The sequence below is a fragment of the Pseudoalteromonas sp. S3776 genome (assembly GCF_005886915.1).
Lineage (GTDB): Bacteria > Pseudomonadota > Gammaproteobacteria > Enterobacterales > Alteromonadaceae > Pseudoalteromonas.
This window is the reverse complement of sequence record NZ_PNCU01000018.1, coordinates 33,894-48,721: the sequence shown is the minus strand read 5'-3', so window position 1 is coordinate 48,721 and position 14,828 is coordinate 33,894. Positions and strand designations below refer to the sequence as shown.

Annotated in this window: 14 protein-coding genes and 1 pseudogene; 14 read left to right on the top strand and 1 reads right to left on the bottom strand. The window is 40.8% G+C overall.

Annotated features, from left to right (window positions below; all coding sequences use genetic code 11):
- Positions 1-73 precede the first annotated feature (73 nt).
- The 4 genes and pseudogenes from arsH to CWC16_RS09180 all read left to right on the top strand — a co-directional run bounded on the left by arsH (position 74) and on the right by CWC16_RS09180 (position 4,066).
- Complete coding sequence (gene arsH / locus CWC16_RS09195; protein ID WP_138541332.1) at positions 74-796, top strand: arsenical resistance protein ArsH; 723 nt, start codon at positions 74-76, stop codon at positions 794-796.
- 9 nt (positions 797-805) lie between these two features.
- Entirely contained in the window at positions 806-1,822 is a 1,017-nt protein-coding gene (gene arsB, locus CWC16_RS09190; protein WP_138541331.1) for an ACR3 family arsenite efflux transporter, read from the top strand.
- A gap of 9 nt (positions 1,823-1,831) precedes the next feature.
- A pseudogene (locus CWC16_RS09185) lies at positions 1,832-2,253 on the top strand (arsenate reductase family protein).
- A gap of 88 nt (positions 2,254-2,341) precedes the next feature.
- A complete protein-coding gene (locus CWC16_RS09180; protein WP_249929202.1) occupies positions 2,342-4,066 on the top strand; it encodes an EAL domain-containing protein in 1,725 nt (574 codons plus the stop codon).
- An 8-nt stretch (positions 4,067-4,074) separates the two neighbouring features.
- Here CWC16_RS09180 and CWC16_RS09175 read toward each other — a convergent pair whose 3' ends face one another.
- The gene (locus CWC16_RS09175) at positions 4,075-4,983 is read right to left on the bottom strand and encodes a 1-aminocyclopropane-1-carboxylate deaminase/D-cysteine desulfhydrase (RefSeq protein ID WP_138541330.1); all 909 of its coding nucleotides are present in this window, start codon (positions 4,981-4,983) and stop codon (positions 4,075-4,077) included.
- A gap of 77 nt (positions 4,984-5,060) precedes the next feature.
- Between CWC16_RS09175 and CWC16_RS09170 the strand changes: the two genes are divergently transcribed.
- The 10 genes from CWC16_RS09170 to CWC16_RS09125 are packed head-to-tail and all read left to right on the top strand — an operon-like array spanning position 5,061 to position 14,822.
- A complete protein-coding gene (locus tag CWC16_RS09170; protein WP_055014609.1) occupies positions 5,061-5,993 on the top strand; it encodes a hypothetical protein in 933 nt (310 codons plus the stop codon).
- Positions 5,990-6,589 (top strand): PilN domain-containing protein, encoded by a 600-nt coding sequence (locus CWC16_RS09165; protein ID WP_138541329.1) that lies wholly within the window; start codon positions 5,990-5,992, stop codon positions 6,587-6,589. Before CWC16_RS09170 ends, CWC16_RS09165 begins: the two co-directional genes overlap by 4 nt.
- Positions 6,586-7,266, top strand: a complete 681-nt coding sequence (locus CWC16_RS09160) for an agglutinin biogenesis protein MshJ (RefSeq protein WP_138541328.1) — start codon at positions 6,586-6,588, stop codon at positions 7,264-7,266. Before CWC16_RS09165 ends, CWC16_RS09160 begins: the two co-directional genes overlap by 4 nt.
- A complete protein-coding gene (locus tag CWC16_RS09155; protein WP_138541327.1) occupies positions 7,244-7,570 on the top strand; it encodes an agglutinin biogenesis protein MshK in 327 nt (108 codons plus the stop codon). The genes CWC16_RS09160 and CWC16_RS09155 overlap by 23 nt, the downstream gene beginning before the upstream one ends.
- Positions 7,554-9,212, top strand: a complete 1,659-nt coding sequence (gene mshL / locus CWC16_RS09150) for a pilus (MSHA type) biogenesis protein MshL (protein ID WP_055014613.1) — start codon at positions 7,554-7,556, stop codon at positions 9,210-9,212. Before CWC16_RS09155 ends, mshL begins: the two co-directional genes overlap by 17 nt.
- A gap of 2 nt (positions 9,213-9,214) precedes the next feature.
- The gene (locus CWC16_RS09145; protein WP_138541326.1) at positions 9,215-10,117 is read left to right on the top strand and encodes an ExeA family protein; all 903 of its coding nucleotides are present in this window, start codon (positions 9,215-9,217) and stop codon (positions 10,115-10,117) included.
- The gene (locus tag CWC16_RS09140; RefSeq protein WP_138541325.1) at positions 10,114-11,304 is read left to right on the top strand and encodes a tetratricopeptide repeat protein; all 1,191 of its coding nucleotides are present in this window, start codon (positions 10,114-10,116) and stop codon (positions 11,302-11,304) included. The genes CWC16_RS09145 and CWC16_RS09140 overlap by 4 nt, the downstream gene beginning before the upstream one ends.
- Entirely contained in the window at positions 11,301-13,028 is a 1,728-nt protein-coding gene (locus CWC16_RS09135; RefSeq protein WP_138541324.1) for a GspE/PulE family protein, read from the top strand. Before CWC16_RS09140 ends, CWC16_RS09135 begins: the two co-directional genes overlap by 4 nt.
- Complete coding sequence (locus tag CWC16_RS09130) at positions 13,015-14,232, top strand: type II secretion system F family protein (protein ID WP_138541323.1); 1,218 nt, start codon at positions 13,015-13,017, stop codon at positions 14,230-14,232. The genes CWC16_RS09135 and CWC16_RS09130 overlap by 14 nt, the downstream gene beginning before the upstream one ends.
- 5 nt (positions 14,233-14,237) lie before the next feature.
- Complete coding sequence (locus CWC16_RS09125; RefSeq protein ID WP_055014618.1) at positions 14,238-14,822, top strand: prepilin-type N-terminal cleavage/methylation domain-containing protein; 585 nt, start codon at positions 14,238-14,240, stop codon at positions 14,820-14,822.
- Positions 14,823-14,828: the final 6 nt, after the last annotated feature.

Genomic DNA, 14,828 nt, shown 5'->3' with positions numbered 1-14,828 from the left:
TTATATGTGAAATTTCATATATCTGTTTTTTCATATGTGTTTAGTTCACTACAGAGCTATAAGGTTAAAGGTTATGAGTAAATCAATTGAACACGAGCTACCTAATTTAGCACTCTTACAAGGCACTCCTCCTAGCGTTAAGGATTTCACGCTAACGTTTTCATCTCATAAACCTAAAATTTTATTGTTATACGGATCGCTGCGAGCCCGCTCATATAGCAAGTTGGTTATAGAAGAGAGTGCGCGCTTGCTAACCCACTTTGGTGCTGAGGTTAAAATATTTAACCCTGAGGGGTTACCCATAACAGATAGTGAAGATGAGACGCACCCTAAAGTGCAAGAGCTACGCGATTTAATGCTTTGGTCTGAAGGGCAAGTGTGGTGCTCGCCGGAGCGACACGGTGCTATGACGAGCGTATTTAAAAATCAGATTGATTGGGTTCCATTAAACCTGGGTGGCGTAAGACCTACACAAGGTAAAACGCTGGCTGTAATGCAGGTTTGTGGTGGTTCGCAGTCATTTAATGTGGTTAATCAGTTACGCGTACTAGGGCGCTGGATGCGCATGGTAACAATACCTAATCAGTCATCTGTGCCTAGAGCGTTTTTAGAATTTGAAGAGAGTGGCCGAATGAAGCCTTCCGCTTTTTACAATCGAATAGTGGATGTAATGGAAGAGCTCGTAAAATTTACTTTATTAATGCGTGACCAAAAAGAACACTTTGTTGATAGGTATTCTGAACGAGTAGAAACAGCAGAGCAGCTCAGTAAACGCTTAAATCAAAAAGATATTTAGGAGGTTACTGTGGGGTTATTTGAACGTTTTTTATCGGTGTGGGTAACGCTGGCAATTGCGGTAGGCATTATAGCTGGTTACGTGATACCCGATATATTTAGTGTTGTTGCAAGCTTAGAATATGCACATGTAAATATTGTTATCGCTGTACTTATTTGGTTTATGATTTACCCGATGATGGTGCAAATTGACTTCTCCTCTATTAAAGATGTAGGTAAAAAGCCTAAAGGCTTAGTGCTGACAGTTGTTATCAACTGGCTCATAAAGCCCTTTACCATGGCCTTACTAGGATGGTTATTTTTCAAAGGTATTTTTGCAGACTTTGTTGACCCACAAACAGCGACAGAATACATAGCCGGTATGATTTTATTAGGTGTAGCACCATGTACTGCAATGGTGTTTGTGTGGAGCCAATTAACAAAAGGTGATGCTAATTACACGTTAGTGCAGGTATCTATTAACGATATTATTATGATTTTTGCCTTTGCGCCCATTGCAGGCTTATTACTAGGGGTAACAGACATAACGGTACCGTGGGACACGTTATTACTCTCGGTGGTTTTGTATGTACTTATTCCATTAATAGCAGGCGCTATTACCCGCAAAAAGTTAGATAAAGGTGAAGATCACACACGGTTAAATCACTTTTTAAAGGTAATGAAACCATATTCCATCATTGGTTTACTGGCAACGGTGGCGCTTTTGTTTGGTTTTCAGTCTCAAACTTTAATAGATAAACCAGAAGCCATTGTATTGATTGCTATTCCGTTGCTTATTCAAACGTATGGTATTTTTGCAATAGCTTATATAGCTGCAAAAAAAATGGGCCTAGCTCATAGTATTGCAGCGCCAGCTTGTATGATTGCAACCTCTAACTTTTTTGAACTGGCTGTTGCCGTGGCTATTTCATTGTTTGGTTTACACTCTGGCGCTGCGCTTGCCACCGTTGTAGGCGTGCTTGTTGAAGTACCTGTTATGCTTAGCTTAGTTTATTTTGCTAATAAAACGCGTCATTGGTTTAACTAGGAGAGTGTTATGGTTGTTATTCATCATAACGCCGATTGTGGTACATCGCGCAATGTATTGCAGATTATTAAGGCGCTGGCTATAACCCCATTGTTATTGAATACCTTAAAGAGGGCTGGACAAAACCTCAGTTACTAGCGTTATTTGCCGCAGCAAACTTAACACCAAAAACAGCGTTGAGAGTGAGTAAATCGCCAGCTAAAAAACTAGGTTTGTTGAGTGAAAACATAACAGGTGAAGCTATTTTAGAGGCCATGCTTGCGCACCCAATACTCGTTAACAGACCTATAGTGTGCACCGAAAAAGGGGTTAAGTTGTGTCGCCCTAGTGAGCAAGTTTTAACGCTGTTAGCGCTATGGCCTAAAGGTGAGCTATACAAAGAAGACGGCGAAATGATATTGAACGCGCATGGCGAGCAACCTAAAAATTAATAAATTATTTGCCAAAACCCCGTTTACACGGGGTTTTTTTGTTTAGCAAAATTATAAACATTTAAACTTGCTTAGCGTGCTTGTGCTAATGACTATTTTGAACAACACTTTAAATAGTCGCGTTGCCACAGAGAGCACTATGCATAAAGCCTTTATAAAACTTGGTAAGCAAAAAAAAATAATGTACTTAACGAGTTTTTTGCTGGTAGTCATTATTTTTAATGTGCTTTTAAATAATACGCTTCATAAAAAAATCCACAAAAATGGCCAGCAGTTAACACAGCAAATTTATGAGCTGCAAATTAACGCTAATGCTGATAAAGAAATAGTGCAGGCTTTGGTGCAAAGTAAGGGCTTTATGCTGGCTGCACACTCAAATGCCGAACACTTCAAATACTTAGTTGATATACAGCACGATGTATTTAGCTATAAAACGCTCAGCATAAGTTTATACCACTGGCCTGCCTGGGTGGAGCAAGCCTACTTATTTTTACTATTAAATATCATTATATTAGGTGCTACTAGCTGGTGGGTTAAATGGTGGAAAGTATTAGTAACAAAACCGGCAGCGAGCCTGCCATTGCCTTACAGCAAAACTAAAGCAGCAAAAAAACTTTCTACGCAAATCACCACATTAAACTGCGAAGTAAAGTCTATGTACGGTGTTAGTGCAGCGCGGCATAGCTTATTTGCCATAGTGAAATGTGATTGTGTGTTTGATGAAAATACCGATACCCAAGCAAGCTTTAAGGTATTGATAGCAAAATATTTTAAAGAGCTTCCTGCAGTATCAGTTAATGTATTTGATGCTAACAACCTTGCTATTACTTTAAATAATATCCCTGTAGCAAAGCTAGATACATACAGTGAAAGCCTACACGAATGCGTTTATCAAATTTGTAGGCGCTATCGAAGTACTGTAAAACGCAAAAACATAAAAGTTGGTTTGTGTGATTATCGGTATGCAGCCGAGCAACCTGTTATTTTTAAGTTAGCTAAGTCTGCCTTGCTTTTTTCAGAAAAAAACGTGATGCAACACTGGCATAGGCTCGCGTTACAGCACGAGCAAGGGAACTTAATTTCAAGTAAGCAGGTTATTGAAAATATTAAAAAGAATAAATTTATCTTGTTCTTTCAACCGTTATTTATGATCACCAGCGGCGATATTGTACAACATGAAGTGCTAATAAGAATTAGGCAGCAACCGCACGGTTTACTAGCTGCGCGTTACTTTATTAATCAAGACTTTAACAATCACCAAGCATTTGAGTTAGATAAAGCGGTGCTACTTCAAGTTAAAAAGCTTATTTTAGCTGAGTCCAGCGCACTAACGGTGAGCGTTAATTTGCATATAAGTAATTGGTTTAACAAGCAGTTTTGGAGCTGGTTTGTCACCAATATGAAAGATTTTACGACAAAGCGAAAATTACAGTTTGAAATTAGCGAAGCAGACTTTATTAAGTACCAAGGGCAACTAGCTGGTGCCTTTGACAAACTGACGGCCCTACAAAGTTTGCTGGTGATTGATAATGTACAGAATTTGGAGCACATTAACCAAATTGCTTCTCAAAAATTAGTTAGCGGTATAAAACTAGGGTATCCGCTTGTTCATAATGTGGATGAAAAAACACAACAGCAAAAGCAAGTTAAAAACATTGTGGCGCAAAGCAAGTTGCTCAATATACCTGTATACGCGGTGGGTGTAGAAACCCAAAAAGAGCTACTTATGTTGGCTAAACTAGGCGTAGTTGCTGCACAAGGCTTTTACTTTTCTGAGCCCTTGCAAGAGTACACACATGCCACGTTTTATTAGGAATTACACTAAATCAAGCCACGATACTTTAAACCATTAAGCCCCTGTAAACCGCCTGTATGAATAGCCATTATGTGACTACCAGCAGCAAAGTAGTCTTGTTCGATCAGCTGCCATAATGCATACATCATTTTACCACTGTATATAGGTTCCAGGGGTAAGTTATGGCGCTGCTGCATGCGTTGGCAAAACTGCCACAATTCATTGGTAAACTTTCCATAACCGCCATCATGAAACTCTGTAAGTAGTTGCCAATTTGATTGCTGGGCGGCTTTTTTACTAAGTGTTGTAATTTCTTTGTTAAGGTATTCGGCTTGCTTTAATACCGCAATTCCTAGCAGCTGTGTGGCCTCAAAGCTGCCTTCAATTAAACCTGCAAGTGTACCGCCACTGCCTGTGGGACAAATTAAGTAATCATGCTTAGGTAAGCTTTTAGCAAGCTCAGCACACCCTGGCAAAGCATGTGTATTACTTCCACCCTCTGGAATTATGTATGCATAGGGGAATTGTGCTTGCAGCTGAGCTAAGTAATCTGGGTCATGGCGCTGCTTATATTCAATACGCGTAACCGCATGTAAGTCCATTGCACATTGTTTAGCAAATCGCACTGTGGGGTTTTGGGTGTCTAAATGTGGTCCTCTAATGATGGCGTGGGTTTTTATATTAAATAATTTACCCGCCCCAGCGCAGGCATGAATATGATTAGAAAACGCGCCTCCAAAAGTGAGTAACTGTGTTTTATTGGAGGCTTGCATATGCTGTAAATTATATTTTAGTTTACGCCATTTGTTACCACTAATAAGTGGGTGGAGCAGGTCATCTCTTTTAATGCTTAAGCGTATGTTTCTTTTTTTTAGACAATCGCTATCTATTTGTTGTATTGGGCTTTCTTTTTCAATATTAAATAAATTAAGCATTATTTCTCGTGTTTATACTTGCAAACCAACAATCTTGTACGACACTTAGTTAATCTCTTATTAACAATAGTAGCTGTATGAAAAAAAAGCTGTTTTCGTTGTTATCTTGGTTAAATCGCAGTTTAGACTCTAGCACATCAATTGGTATTGCTACTTATGCAGATACTGTAAAAGCAGTGTGTTTAAAAAAAAATCAAGGGCAGTGGTACGTTCATAACTCATATAGCGTGAATGTTGAAGACCTCACAGATTATACAGCTGCTATTGCAACTTGCACAAATGAAGTTTGTGCAGAGGTGTGCCCAGTAAATTTAGTGGTGCCTCACTATTTTTATCAAATAGTGCAAATGGATAAACCCATGTTGAGTGACGAAGAAATCATTCAATCCTTACCTTGGACAACAAAAGATTTAGTTGATATTCCGCCAGAGAACATTGTTGCCGATTTTATCGATTACCCAATCGTTCAGCCTATGCAAAGCAGTAAAATGAATGTGTTTATTACCAATAAACTTCAGTTACTGCCTTTTATCGATAGCTTTTCAAAAATAAAGCCTGTCCTCAGGGCAATGACCTCGGAAGAGATGATTTTAGTAACCTTGTTTGGTGAAGATAAAAGTGCACACATGCTTATAGTGCAACATGCAGGGCACGAGCCTCGTATTTTAATTATTCGCGATGGTCAGCTTTTATTAGCTAGACGATTGAACGGGTTTTTAGGTATTTCGGATAAAGAGCGTACACACGGGCTAGTTGAAGCCCTTGGTCTTGAGATTCAAAGGTCGATGGACTTTTTCGAAAGCCAATTAAAGCAGCCTCCTATTAGAAGTATTCAGCTGCACTGCGATGACCTGTCGTCTTTGACTTTAAGGGCTGGCCTTGCAGAATTTTTACAAGTAAAAGTTGTTGATTTCAAACCTAATATCGATCTAGCCCAAGATCTTGAGCCGAGCTTCTATTACGCATTGGGGGCAGCGTATCAATTAACCAGTCCGGATTCAGTGCTATGAAAACACGGATTAATTTTTACCAAAAAGCGATTAGGGTTAGGCGCGACCCCGTTCCTTTTAAAGGCATGCTCGTACTTTGGCTAGCTACCTTATGTGTAGTTGCATTAACTTGGCTTTTTTATTTATACGAAGAGCATAAAAGTCTGCAATTAGTAACACAAAGCGAGGCCTATTTAACACACACACAACAGCAATTAAGAGTGGTAAAGCAGCGCTTAGCTGATAAACAAAATAAATCGCACTTGATTGATGAACTAAAAGTACTGCAACAAGAGATATTGCATAAACAACAGGTGTTTGATTATTTAGAAAACACATCTATGCATACCAAAACAGATTACGCAGATGTTATGCGTGATTTGGCAGCGTACCACGAGCCGCAGATTTGGCTTGACCAGATAAAATTTGACGGTCAAAAAATAATACTTAGAGGGCGCGCGCAGCAAGCAAAATTTTTACCTATTTGGCTTACCAATCTTAAGCAATCGAGCTTTTTCAATGGAAAGGAGTTTTCAGTTATAGAGTTGTCGAGCAGCGAGGGGGTGAGCGAGTTTAATGTTGCTACGCAGCTGAGTGAAAGTGAGGTAACGCAATGAGTGAGCAAAGTGAAAAAAAAGGCTGGCCATTATTTGTTAAATACCAAACAAGATTCGCAACGTTGCAGCAGCGCGAAAAGTATTCAGTGCTATTTGTTGGCTTATTTCTGATTGTTTACTTGGGATTATGGTTTGTAGTGTTCCCACAGCAAGATGCAGTAAACAATTTACGCATTAAGCAAAATGAATTGTGGCAAAAAATAAACCAAAATGAAGCACAGCTTTCTATGCTTACACAGGCATTAGAGCATGACTACACAAAAGTACTAAGAAATCAGATTGGGCAAACACAGCGAGAGTTAGAAGAGATAAATAATAAGCTAAGCATGTTTAGCCAAGGTTTTATTTCGGCTAACAAAGTACCCGCTGTATTAAGGGATCTATTCGTAAACACACCCGATGTGCGTGTTGTTAGCTTTAGGGTAAACCCAGCAAAAGCAATTGATGTAGAAAAACTGGGTGAACACGATACGCAAACGCTGTTTTTTGAGCACCAAATGGTGGTTACATTGCAGGGACGTTATTTTAGTTTACAAGGATACTTAGCAGGCCTTAAAGCAAGCCAACAAAAGCTGCTTATACAGCAATTTAATTATCAAGTGAAAACATACCCTAATGCAGAGTTAACATTACAAATAGCCACGGTGAGCGCCAATGAAAAATTTATTGCTTTATAGTTTGTGTGTGATTTGCATATGTTTTTCCCCTGTTATCAGTTCAGCTGAAATACTGCGCGACCCTACACAACCTAGCAAAACACCAATAATAAATGGCGCTGCAGTAAGTAATACAGCGCTGTTGTTACAGTCAATTATTAAAACCGAAAAGCAATACAAAGCGATTATTTCTAAGCAGGTATATAAGCCAGGAGATGTAGTAGGTGAATTTCGGGTGCTAACAATAAACGCTAATTCAGTGCTGTTAGCAAATGATGATAAGCAAATAAAATTAGAATTATACGACTATGAAATTAAAAAATAATACAACAAAGCCATGGCTTGCGCTTATTTTAATACCGCCTTTTTTAACGGCGTGCCATAGTTTTAAGCCCGGAAAAGAGATTCAGCCACATATTGCTCAAGAGCTTGCGCCTGTCAGTAACAAAGCAAAAAGTGTAGCTCCAGTAGAAGTAAGCAGTGCGCTAACACAAAGCCTACTTTCATCACTTAATAGTGAGCAAAGCCTAACCAATGAGTTAGCTGTAAAACGTTTTGATGTAGCCGCAAAAGAGGTAGAAATAAGCTCATTTTTTAATGGCTTAACGGCTGATACGCCATACAGCGTGGCAGTACACCCACAGGTAAGCGGTGTTATTTCTTTAAATTTAAAAAACGTAACCTTTGAAGAAGTGATAGCGGTTATTAAACGCATGTACCCATTAGATATTGTTCAAGAAGGGCGTATTGTACAGGTGCTACCTGCAATTATGCGCACAGAAACTATACCGGTTAATTATTTAATGATGCAGCGCCATGGGCAATCAACGGTAAGTGTTGTTGCAGGTGGGGTAAGCCAGTTCTCACAAAACAACTCAAGTTCAAATTCAAACTCATACAGCAGCAATAATTCGAGCCAAAATAATCAGTTTGGCAGCGATAATCAAAATACTGAGTTGAATGGCTCTCGCATCCAAACAATTAATCAAAACGACTTTTGGAAGGAGCTTGAACTTGCTCTTAAATCGCTTATTGGCTCAAACGATGGGCGCTATGTGGTTGCCAGCCCGCAGGCTAGTTTAGTCACGGTCAACGCCTTACCAAGTGAAATAAACCAGTTAAAAGATTTTTTACGTCAAAGCCAAGAAAACCTTCAGCGACAAGTTATTCTTGAAGCTAAAATTGTCGAAATAACTCTAAAAGATGAGTACCAACAAGGAGTTAACTGGGAGCGGATTTCTAGAGGGTTAGAAGGCGGGGTGTCGTTTGCAACAACAGCAGGCAGCATAGGTAATTCTATTTCAGCTACTTTAGGAGGGGTTTCCTCGTTAACGATTGAAAAAGGCGACTTTAGCGGCGTAATTAGCTTGCTTGAAACCCAGGGTGACCTACAAATGCTTTCTAACCCCCGTGTAACGGCTACAAACAATCAAAAAGCCGTGATTAAAGTAGGACAAGATGAGTACTTTGTCACTAACGTTTCGAGCACAACAGTAACGGGCACCTCAACGACTACGTCTCCAGAAATAGACCTAACGCCGTTTTTTTCGGGCATTGCGCTCGATGTCACACCGCAAATTGATAAATATGGCTCAGTCATTTTACATGTTCATCCGTCGGTAACCGAAACAGAAGAGCAGCTAAAGGTGATTACATTAGATGATCAGCGTTTTGAGTTGCCGCTTGCACAAAGCAATATTCGAGAATCTGATACGGTGATCCGCGCTCAAAGTGGTGAAATAGTCGTAATAGGTGGGTTAATGCAAACCACGACGGAAGATGAAGAGTCGAAAACACCGATTTTGGGCGATGTGCCAATATTAGGCAACTTGTTTAAAAGTATCAGTAAGCGCCAAGAGAAAAAAGAGCTCGTAATTTTAATTAAGCCAACGGTGGTGATGCCCGACACATGGAAAAAGCAACAGGCTCATAGTCGCGCGCTATTAAATACATGGTATGAGAACTAACTATGTATTTAAGCTTTTTTAATTTAAGTGAAATGCCTTTCACCTTAACCCCAAACACTGAGTTTTTTTGTGCGCTTGAACCGCACCACGAAGCCATGCAAGTACTGACCACTGCGCTAGAAATGGGTGAAGGGTTTATAAAAGTAACAGGGGAAGTAGGGACAGGCAAAACCTTACTATGCAGAAAACTTTTAAATCAAATTGAAGAAGACTACTTCGTGGCTTATTTACCTAATTCATATTTAAGCCCTGAAGAATTACGTTGGGCTATTGCTGTAGAGCTTGGCATGGAGGTAGATAAAACGCTAGATCAGCAATCGTTAAGTCAGCAAATAAATCATTACTTACTTGAGCTACAAGAAGATAACGAACGGGTTGTGTTATTAATAGACGAAGCACAGTGCCTGAGTTGGGATACACTTGAAGCACTTCGATTATTTACAAACCTAGAAACCGAAACCGAAAAGCTTATTCAGGTGGTGCTATTTGGCCAGCCCGAATTAGATGAAAAGCTAGCTAATAGTAAGGTGAGGCAGTTACGCCAGCGTATCAGTTTTTCGTACTCATTGCGTGCAATGACCGCCAGTGAGGTTATTTATTATATTAATCACCGTTTACAGGTGGCAGGCTTTAATCAGCCGCTACTATTTACTAATCGATTAGGATCAAAAATAGCGCGTGCAAGTCGAGGCATTCCACGGTTGGTCAATATTTTATGCCACAAAGCTTTACTGCAAGCATACGGCGAAGGGCTTAATAAAGTGACACCGCGCCATGTACATCTTGCTATTGCAGACACCGAAGATTGCAAAAAGCACCATGCTAACCATTACTGGGCTTACGGCTTATTAGCTATTAGTGTGTTTGCTATTGCAGTTATGTGGTTATGGAGGCAATGGCTATGAGTGTGATTAATAACATGCTCAAAAACATCGACCAGCGCCAAAATGCTCAGCGTAAGCAGCAAAGTGCTGGAGTCGCTATTACCCCTGTACGCGACTACCATGATGTATTATTTAAAGTGTTGAGCGTGTTACTCGCGATTGTAATTATTTTTACAGCCTACCTTTATTTGCCTTTTGCACAAGCACCTCAACCGAGTAGCGACACAGCTGAAAAAGCCCATGCTGTTAAAAATAGCAGCCAGCCGGTTGAAATTGCTCAAGCTAAAATTACCCCAGTAATTAAGCCTTTAAAACCATTAAACGAAGAGAGCACAGCTGCTGAAGCGGCTTACACTCCTGCAGTTGCGCAAAAAAAACTGGCGCAGGAGCAAAGCAATAACGCGTTGCTTAAGCAGCCAAAAGACGAAGTAATACAGCAACACGCTGTAGAGAAAGACACGCTACTAAGCAAAAAAAACAGCCCCACAGAGACAAGCGTAAAAGTAGCCGCTAGTACAGAGATAAATGCCCCACTTGAAGCAAAAAGCAGTACACCAGTAAAAAGCATTACACAGGCTGAGCAGCCACCCGTTGAAAATAAATTAGTAAAAACTGCCAGTGTTAAGCAAAGCAAAGCCCAGCGCATAGCACAGCAATTAAAGCGTGCTAAACAAGCGTTGGAATTTGCTTTATATGATGATGCGATTAACGATTTAACCGCTATTTTACAAACACAACCTGAGCATATAGAAGCGCGAAACTTACTCGCGGCAACCTACTTTCAGCAACAAGATGTACTTATGGCTCAGCAGCTATTGGTTGCTGGCATAAAAATAAACCCTGAGGTTGTGCAGTGGCGAACCATGCTCAGTAAAATCTTAATTATGCAGCAAGAGTATGAAGGCGTACTTAAACTGCTCATAGCCAAGCTTGAGCCTCAGGCAAACCTTGAGTTTTGGATTTTAAAAGGCACCGCAGCACAAAATGCGCAGCAACATCAAATAGCGCTTGCGAGTTTTACACAACTTACACAGCTTCAGCCTCAGCAGGCTAAATGGTGGCTGGCGTTAGCAACTTCAAAAGATGCGTTGGGAGAATTTGCTGATGCAAAGCACCTTTATAAAGTTGCACTCGATTTAGGCGGTTTAAATGCCGCAATGACGCAACATGCACTACAGCGTTTAGTTGCATTGAAGGAGGCTGTATGAGACCCAGTTTAAAAATGCGTTTAGGGGATTTACTCGTTCATGAGCAAATGATCACCGAAGCGCAGCTAAGTGAAGCACTTAATGTGCAAGCCGCGTCAGGGCGTAAGTTAGGGGCTACATTAATTGCGCTTGAGTTTATAAGTGAGCCGCAATTATTACGCTTTTTAGCTCAACAATTACAAATACCATTTTTAGATATTTCGCAGCGGAAAATATCTTCAGATGTATCTAAGCTACTTTCTGAGGTTTATGCCAGACGTTACCGAGCATTAGTCATAGAGGACAATGGCGATTCAGTTTTAGTCGGGATGAGTGACCCCGCAGATTTGAGAGCGTTGGATCAGCTAGCGCCAATGCTAGCCCCTAAGCGAGTTGAGTTGGCTGTAGTGCAAGAAAGCCAACTTATGGCTGCGTTTGATAATGTGTACCGCCGAACAGAAGATATTACTAACTTTGCTGAAAAGCTACACGAAGAATACGAAGACGTAGAAGAGTTTGATCTTAATTCCTTAGCAGATGAAACCTCTGATGCCACCGTGGTAAAACTACTGCAATCTATATTTGAAGATGCAGTGCAAGTACGCGCCTCAGATATCCACATAGAACCCGATGAAAGGCTATTACGCATTCGCCAACGCGTTGATGGTGTATTACAAGAGCACATACTAAATCAAGTAAAAATAGCCTCAGCCTTAGTGCTTAGGCTCAAGCTTATGTCGGGGTTAGATATATCGGAAAAGCGTTTACCGCAAGATGGCCGTTTTAATATAAAAGTACACGCGCACAGCATTGATGTGCGTTTATCGACAATGCCTGTGCAATATGGTGAGTCAGTTGTGATGCGGTTGCTCGACCAATCTGCAGGGCTTTTATCGTTAGATGAAACAGGCATGCCGGTGCATATTTTAAAACGCCTGCGCAGCATTATAAAACGCCCGCATGGCATGGTGTTAGTGACTGGGCCTACAGGCTCAGGTAAAACCACCACTTTGTACGGCGCTTTAAGTGAACTTAACCAACAAGAAAGTAAAATTATTACCGTAGAAGATCCGGTTGAATACCGCATTGGGCGGGTAAATCAGGTGCAAATAAACAACAAAATTGGTTTAAGTTTTGCCAGTGTACTAAGAACCACACTACGCCAAGACCCCGATATTATTATGGTTGGCGAAATGCGTGACCAAGAAACCGTAGATATAGGGCTAAGAGCTGCATTAACGGGCCACTTAGTGCTTTCTACACTTCATACCAACGATGCCATATCAAGTGCAATGCGCTTAATTGATATGGGGGCGCCAGCTTATTTAGTCGCCAGTTCACTACGGGCTATTATTGCTCAGCGCTTAGTTAGGCGCATCTGCAATGAGTGTAAAACACCGTACCACCCAGATAAACAAGAACAAAGTTGGCTTACCTACTTAGGTGAAGATGCTAACAGCACACAGTTTTGGCGAGGTGAAGGCTGCACTGCCTGTAGCCATAGTGGCTATAAAGGACGAGTGGGGATTTTTGAACTGCTAGAAATGAACGACGCTATGATGGATGCTCTGCGTATTAACGACACGCAACGTTTTGCCGAAGCGGCTAAAAGTAGCGCTAATTTTGCACCACTATCTTATATGGCTTTAACGTATGCAAAGCAAGGAATTACCTCGTTAGATGAGGTATTTAAAGTGGCTGAATATGTACCTGAAGTAGTAGGTGGTGACGATGCAGCTATATAGTTACAAAGCCAAAGACACCAAAGGCGCGCTGGTTAAAGGGCGTGTTGAGGCAAATAACGAGGCTGGTGTAGCCGATAGCTTACTAAAGCGCCAGTACATACCTATATCAATTTCATTGGTTGAAACAAAAAACAATATTAAGTTATTCGATAACTTGTTTAGTGAAAAAATAACCCTTGATGACATGATTATGTTTTCACGGCAAATGTATTCATTACTTAAAGCGGGTATTCCTATTATTAGAGCAATGATAGGCCTGGCTGATACCACGCAAAATAAAGAGTTTAAAAGTGTATTGCTTGAAGTCACCCGCCAACTTGAGCAAGGCCGCGAATTATCGAGTGCTTTGGCCATACACAATAAGGTGTTTAGCCGCTTAACTATTTCTATGGTTAAGGTTGGTGAAGGGTCAGGGCGATTAGAAGATGCGTTTTATCAACTGGCTATTTACTTTGAAAAAGAACAAGAGACGCGTAAACGAATAAAAGCGGCTATGCGTTACCCCACGTTTGTTATTTTGGCGCTTTTAGTCGCGATGATCATTTTAAATATTTTTGTGATCCCAACCTTTGCCAGCATGTTCGAAAAATTTGATGCAGAGCTGCCTTTAATGACCCAAGTTCTCATCGGTACAAGTAACTTTTTTGTCAATTATTGGTGGCTGCTGGCGCTAATGTTAATTGGTGGAGTCCTTGCTTGGCGCCGCTATATAAATACCTCGGCTGGACGTTTTAAGTGGGATCACCACAAACTAAAAATTCCTTTTGTCGGCGATATCTTAAAGCGCACCTTGCTTGGACGTTATAGCCAAAGTTTAGCTATGGTGCTTCGCTCCGGCGTCCCTATGACGACAGGGCTGTCGTTAACGGCCCATGCAGTTGATAACAGCTACATGGAGAAAGCCATTATCACTATGCGTCAAGATATCGAAAAAGGCGACAGTTTGCTGCGTGCTTCGCGAAGTAGCGAGCTATTTTCACAACTGGTACTGCAAATGGTGGCTGTGGGTGAAGAAACGGGCCGAGTAGATGAATTACTGCAAGAGGCGGCCGACTTTTATGAGCGAGAAGTTGATTACGACTTACGCAGTTTAACCTCGAAAATAGAACCTATTTTGACCGTGTTTGTTGCCATTATGGTGCTTATTTTAGCGCTGGGCATATTTATGCCGATGTGGAACATGATGTCGGCTATTAAAGGATAGCCATTATGAATAACTGGCGCGCTCATGAAACAGGTTTCTCATTGTTTGAGCTGATTTTAGTAGTTGTTTTACTGGCAGTTATTATGGCTTTTGCTATACCTCAATACATAGGGGTTAAAAATCAGGCTCATAACGCGAGTGTCGATGTAGTCGCTGGTGGGTTTGCTTCAGCGGTAACGATGATAAGAAGTCACTGGGAATTATCGGGGCGCCCGAAAGGCGTTAATAATACAACACATATTAACTACGGAGGTGTCATTGTTGGTGTCGATGGAAATAGGGGCACACCAACGGGTGATAAAACGACTAATACTGATACGCGGGCCAGCGCAATGACAGCACTGAAATGCCAAAAAGTATTAAAGGTAATTTTACAAGATGCGCCTACAAGTACATTAAGTACCGAGGTTTCTGCAATAACCGAGGTGAGTTATTTAGTGCGTTATAACGCTAAAAACAACCAGTGTATTTATTATTTAACGCATAATTTAAACACTAACAACTTACCTACCGATGGCGCTGTGATAGCAAAAAACGTAGGGTTTTCGTACTTTCCAACTACAGGCAAAGTGCAAATTTTTAAAAACTAAGTAATA

Bases quoted from the DNA above. Each gene is read 5' to 3' on its own strand.
- arsH (WP_138541332.1), top strand. From the start codon at position 74: ATGAGTAAATCAATTGAACACGAGCTACCTAATTTAGCACTCTTACAA.
- CWC16_RS09180 (WP_249929202.1), top strand. From the start codon at position 2,342: ATGACTATTTTGAACAACACTTTAAATAGTCGCGTTGCCACAGAGAGC.
- CWC16_RS09175 (WP_138541330.1), bottom strand. From the start codon at position 4,983: ATGCTTAATTTATTTAATATTGAAAAAGAAAGCCCAATACAACAAATA.
- CWC16_RS09170 (WP_055014609.1), top strand. From the start codon at position 5,061: ATGAAAAAAAAGCTGTTTTCGTTGTTATCTTGGTTAAATCGCAGTTTA.
- CWC16_RS09165 (WP_138541329.1), top strand. From the start codon at position 5,990: ATGAAAACACGGATTAATTTTTACCAAAAAGCGATTAGGGTTAGGCGC.
- CWC16_RS09160 (WP_138541328.1), top strand. From the start codon at position 6,586: ATGAGTGAGCAAAGTGAAAAAAAAGGCTGGCCATTATTTGTTAAATAC.
- CWC16_RS09155 (WP_138541327.1), top strand. From the start codon at position 7,244: ATGAAAAATTTATTGCTTTATAGTTTGTGTGTGATTTGCATATGTTTT.
- mshL (WP_055014613.1), top strand. From the start codon at position 7,554: ATGAAATTAAAAAATAATACAACAAAGCCATGGCTTGCGCTTATTTTA.
- CWC16_RS09145 (WP_138541326.1), top strand. From the start codon at position 9,215: ATGTATTTAAGCTTTTTTAATTTAAGTGAAATGCCTTTCACCTTAACC.
- CWC16_RS09140 (WP_138541325.1), top strand. From the start codon at position 10,114: ATGAGTGTGATTAATAACATGCTCAAAAACATCGACCAGCGCCAAAAT.
- CWC16_RS09135 (WP_138541324.1), top strand. From the start codon at position 11,301: ATGAGACCCAGTTTAAAAATGCGTTTAGGGGATTTACTCGTTCATGAG.
- CWC16_RS09130 (WP_138541323.1), top strand. From the start codon at position 13,015: ATGCAGCTATATAGTTACAAAGCCAAAGACACCAAAGGCGCGCTGGTT.
- CWC16_RS09125 (WP_055014618.1), top strand. From the start codon at position 14,238: ATGAATAACTGGCGCGCTCATGAAACAGGTTTCTCATTGTTTGAGCTG.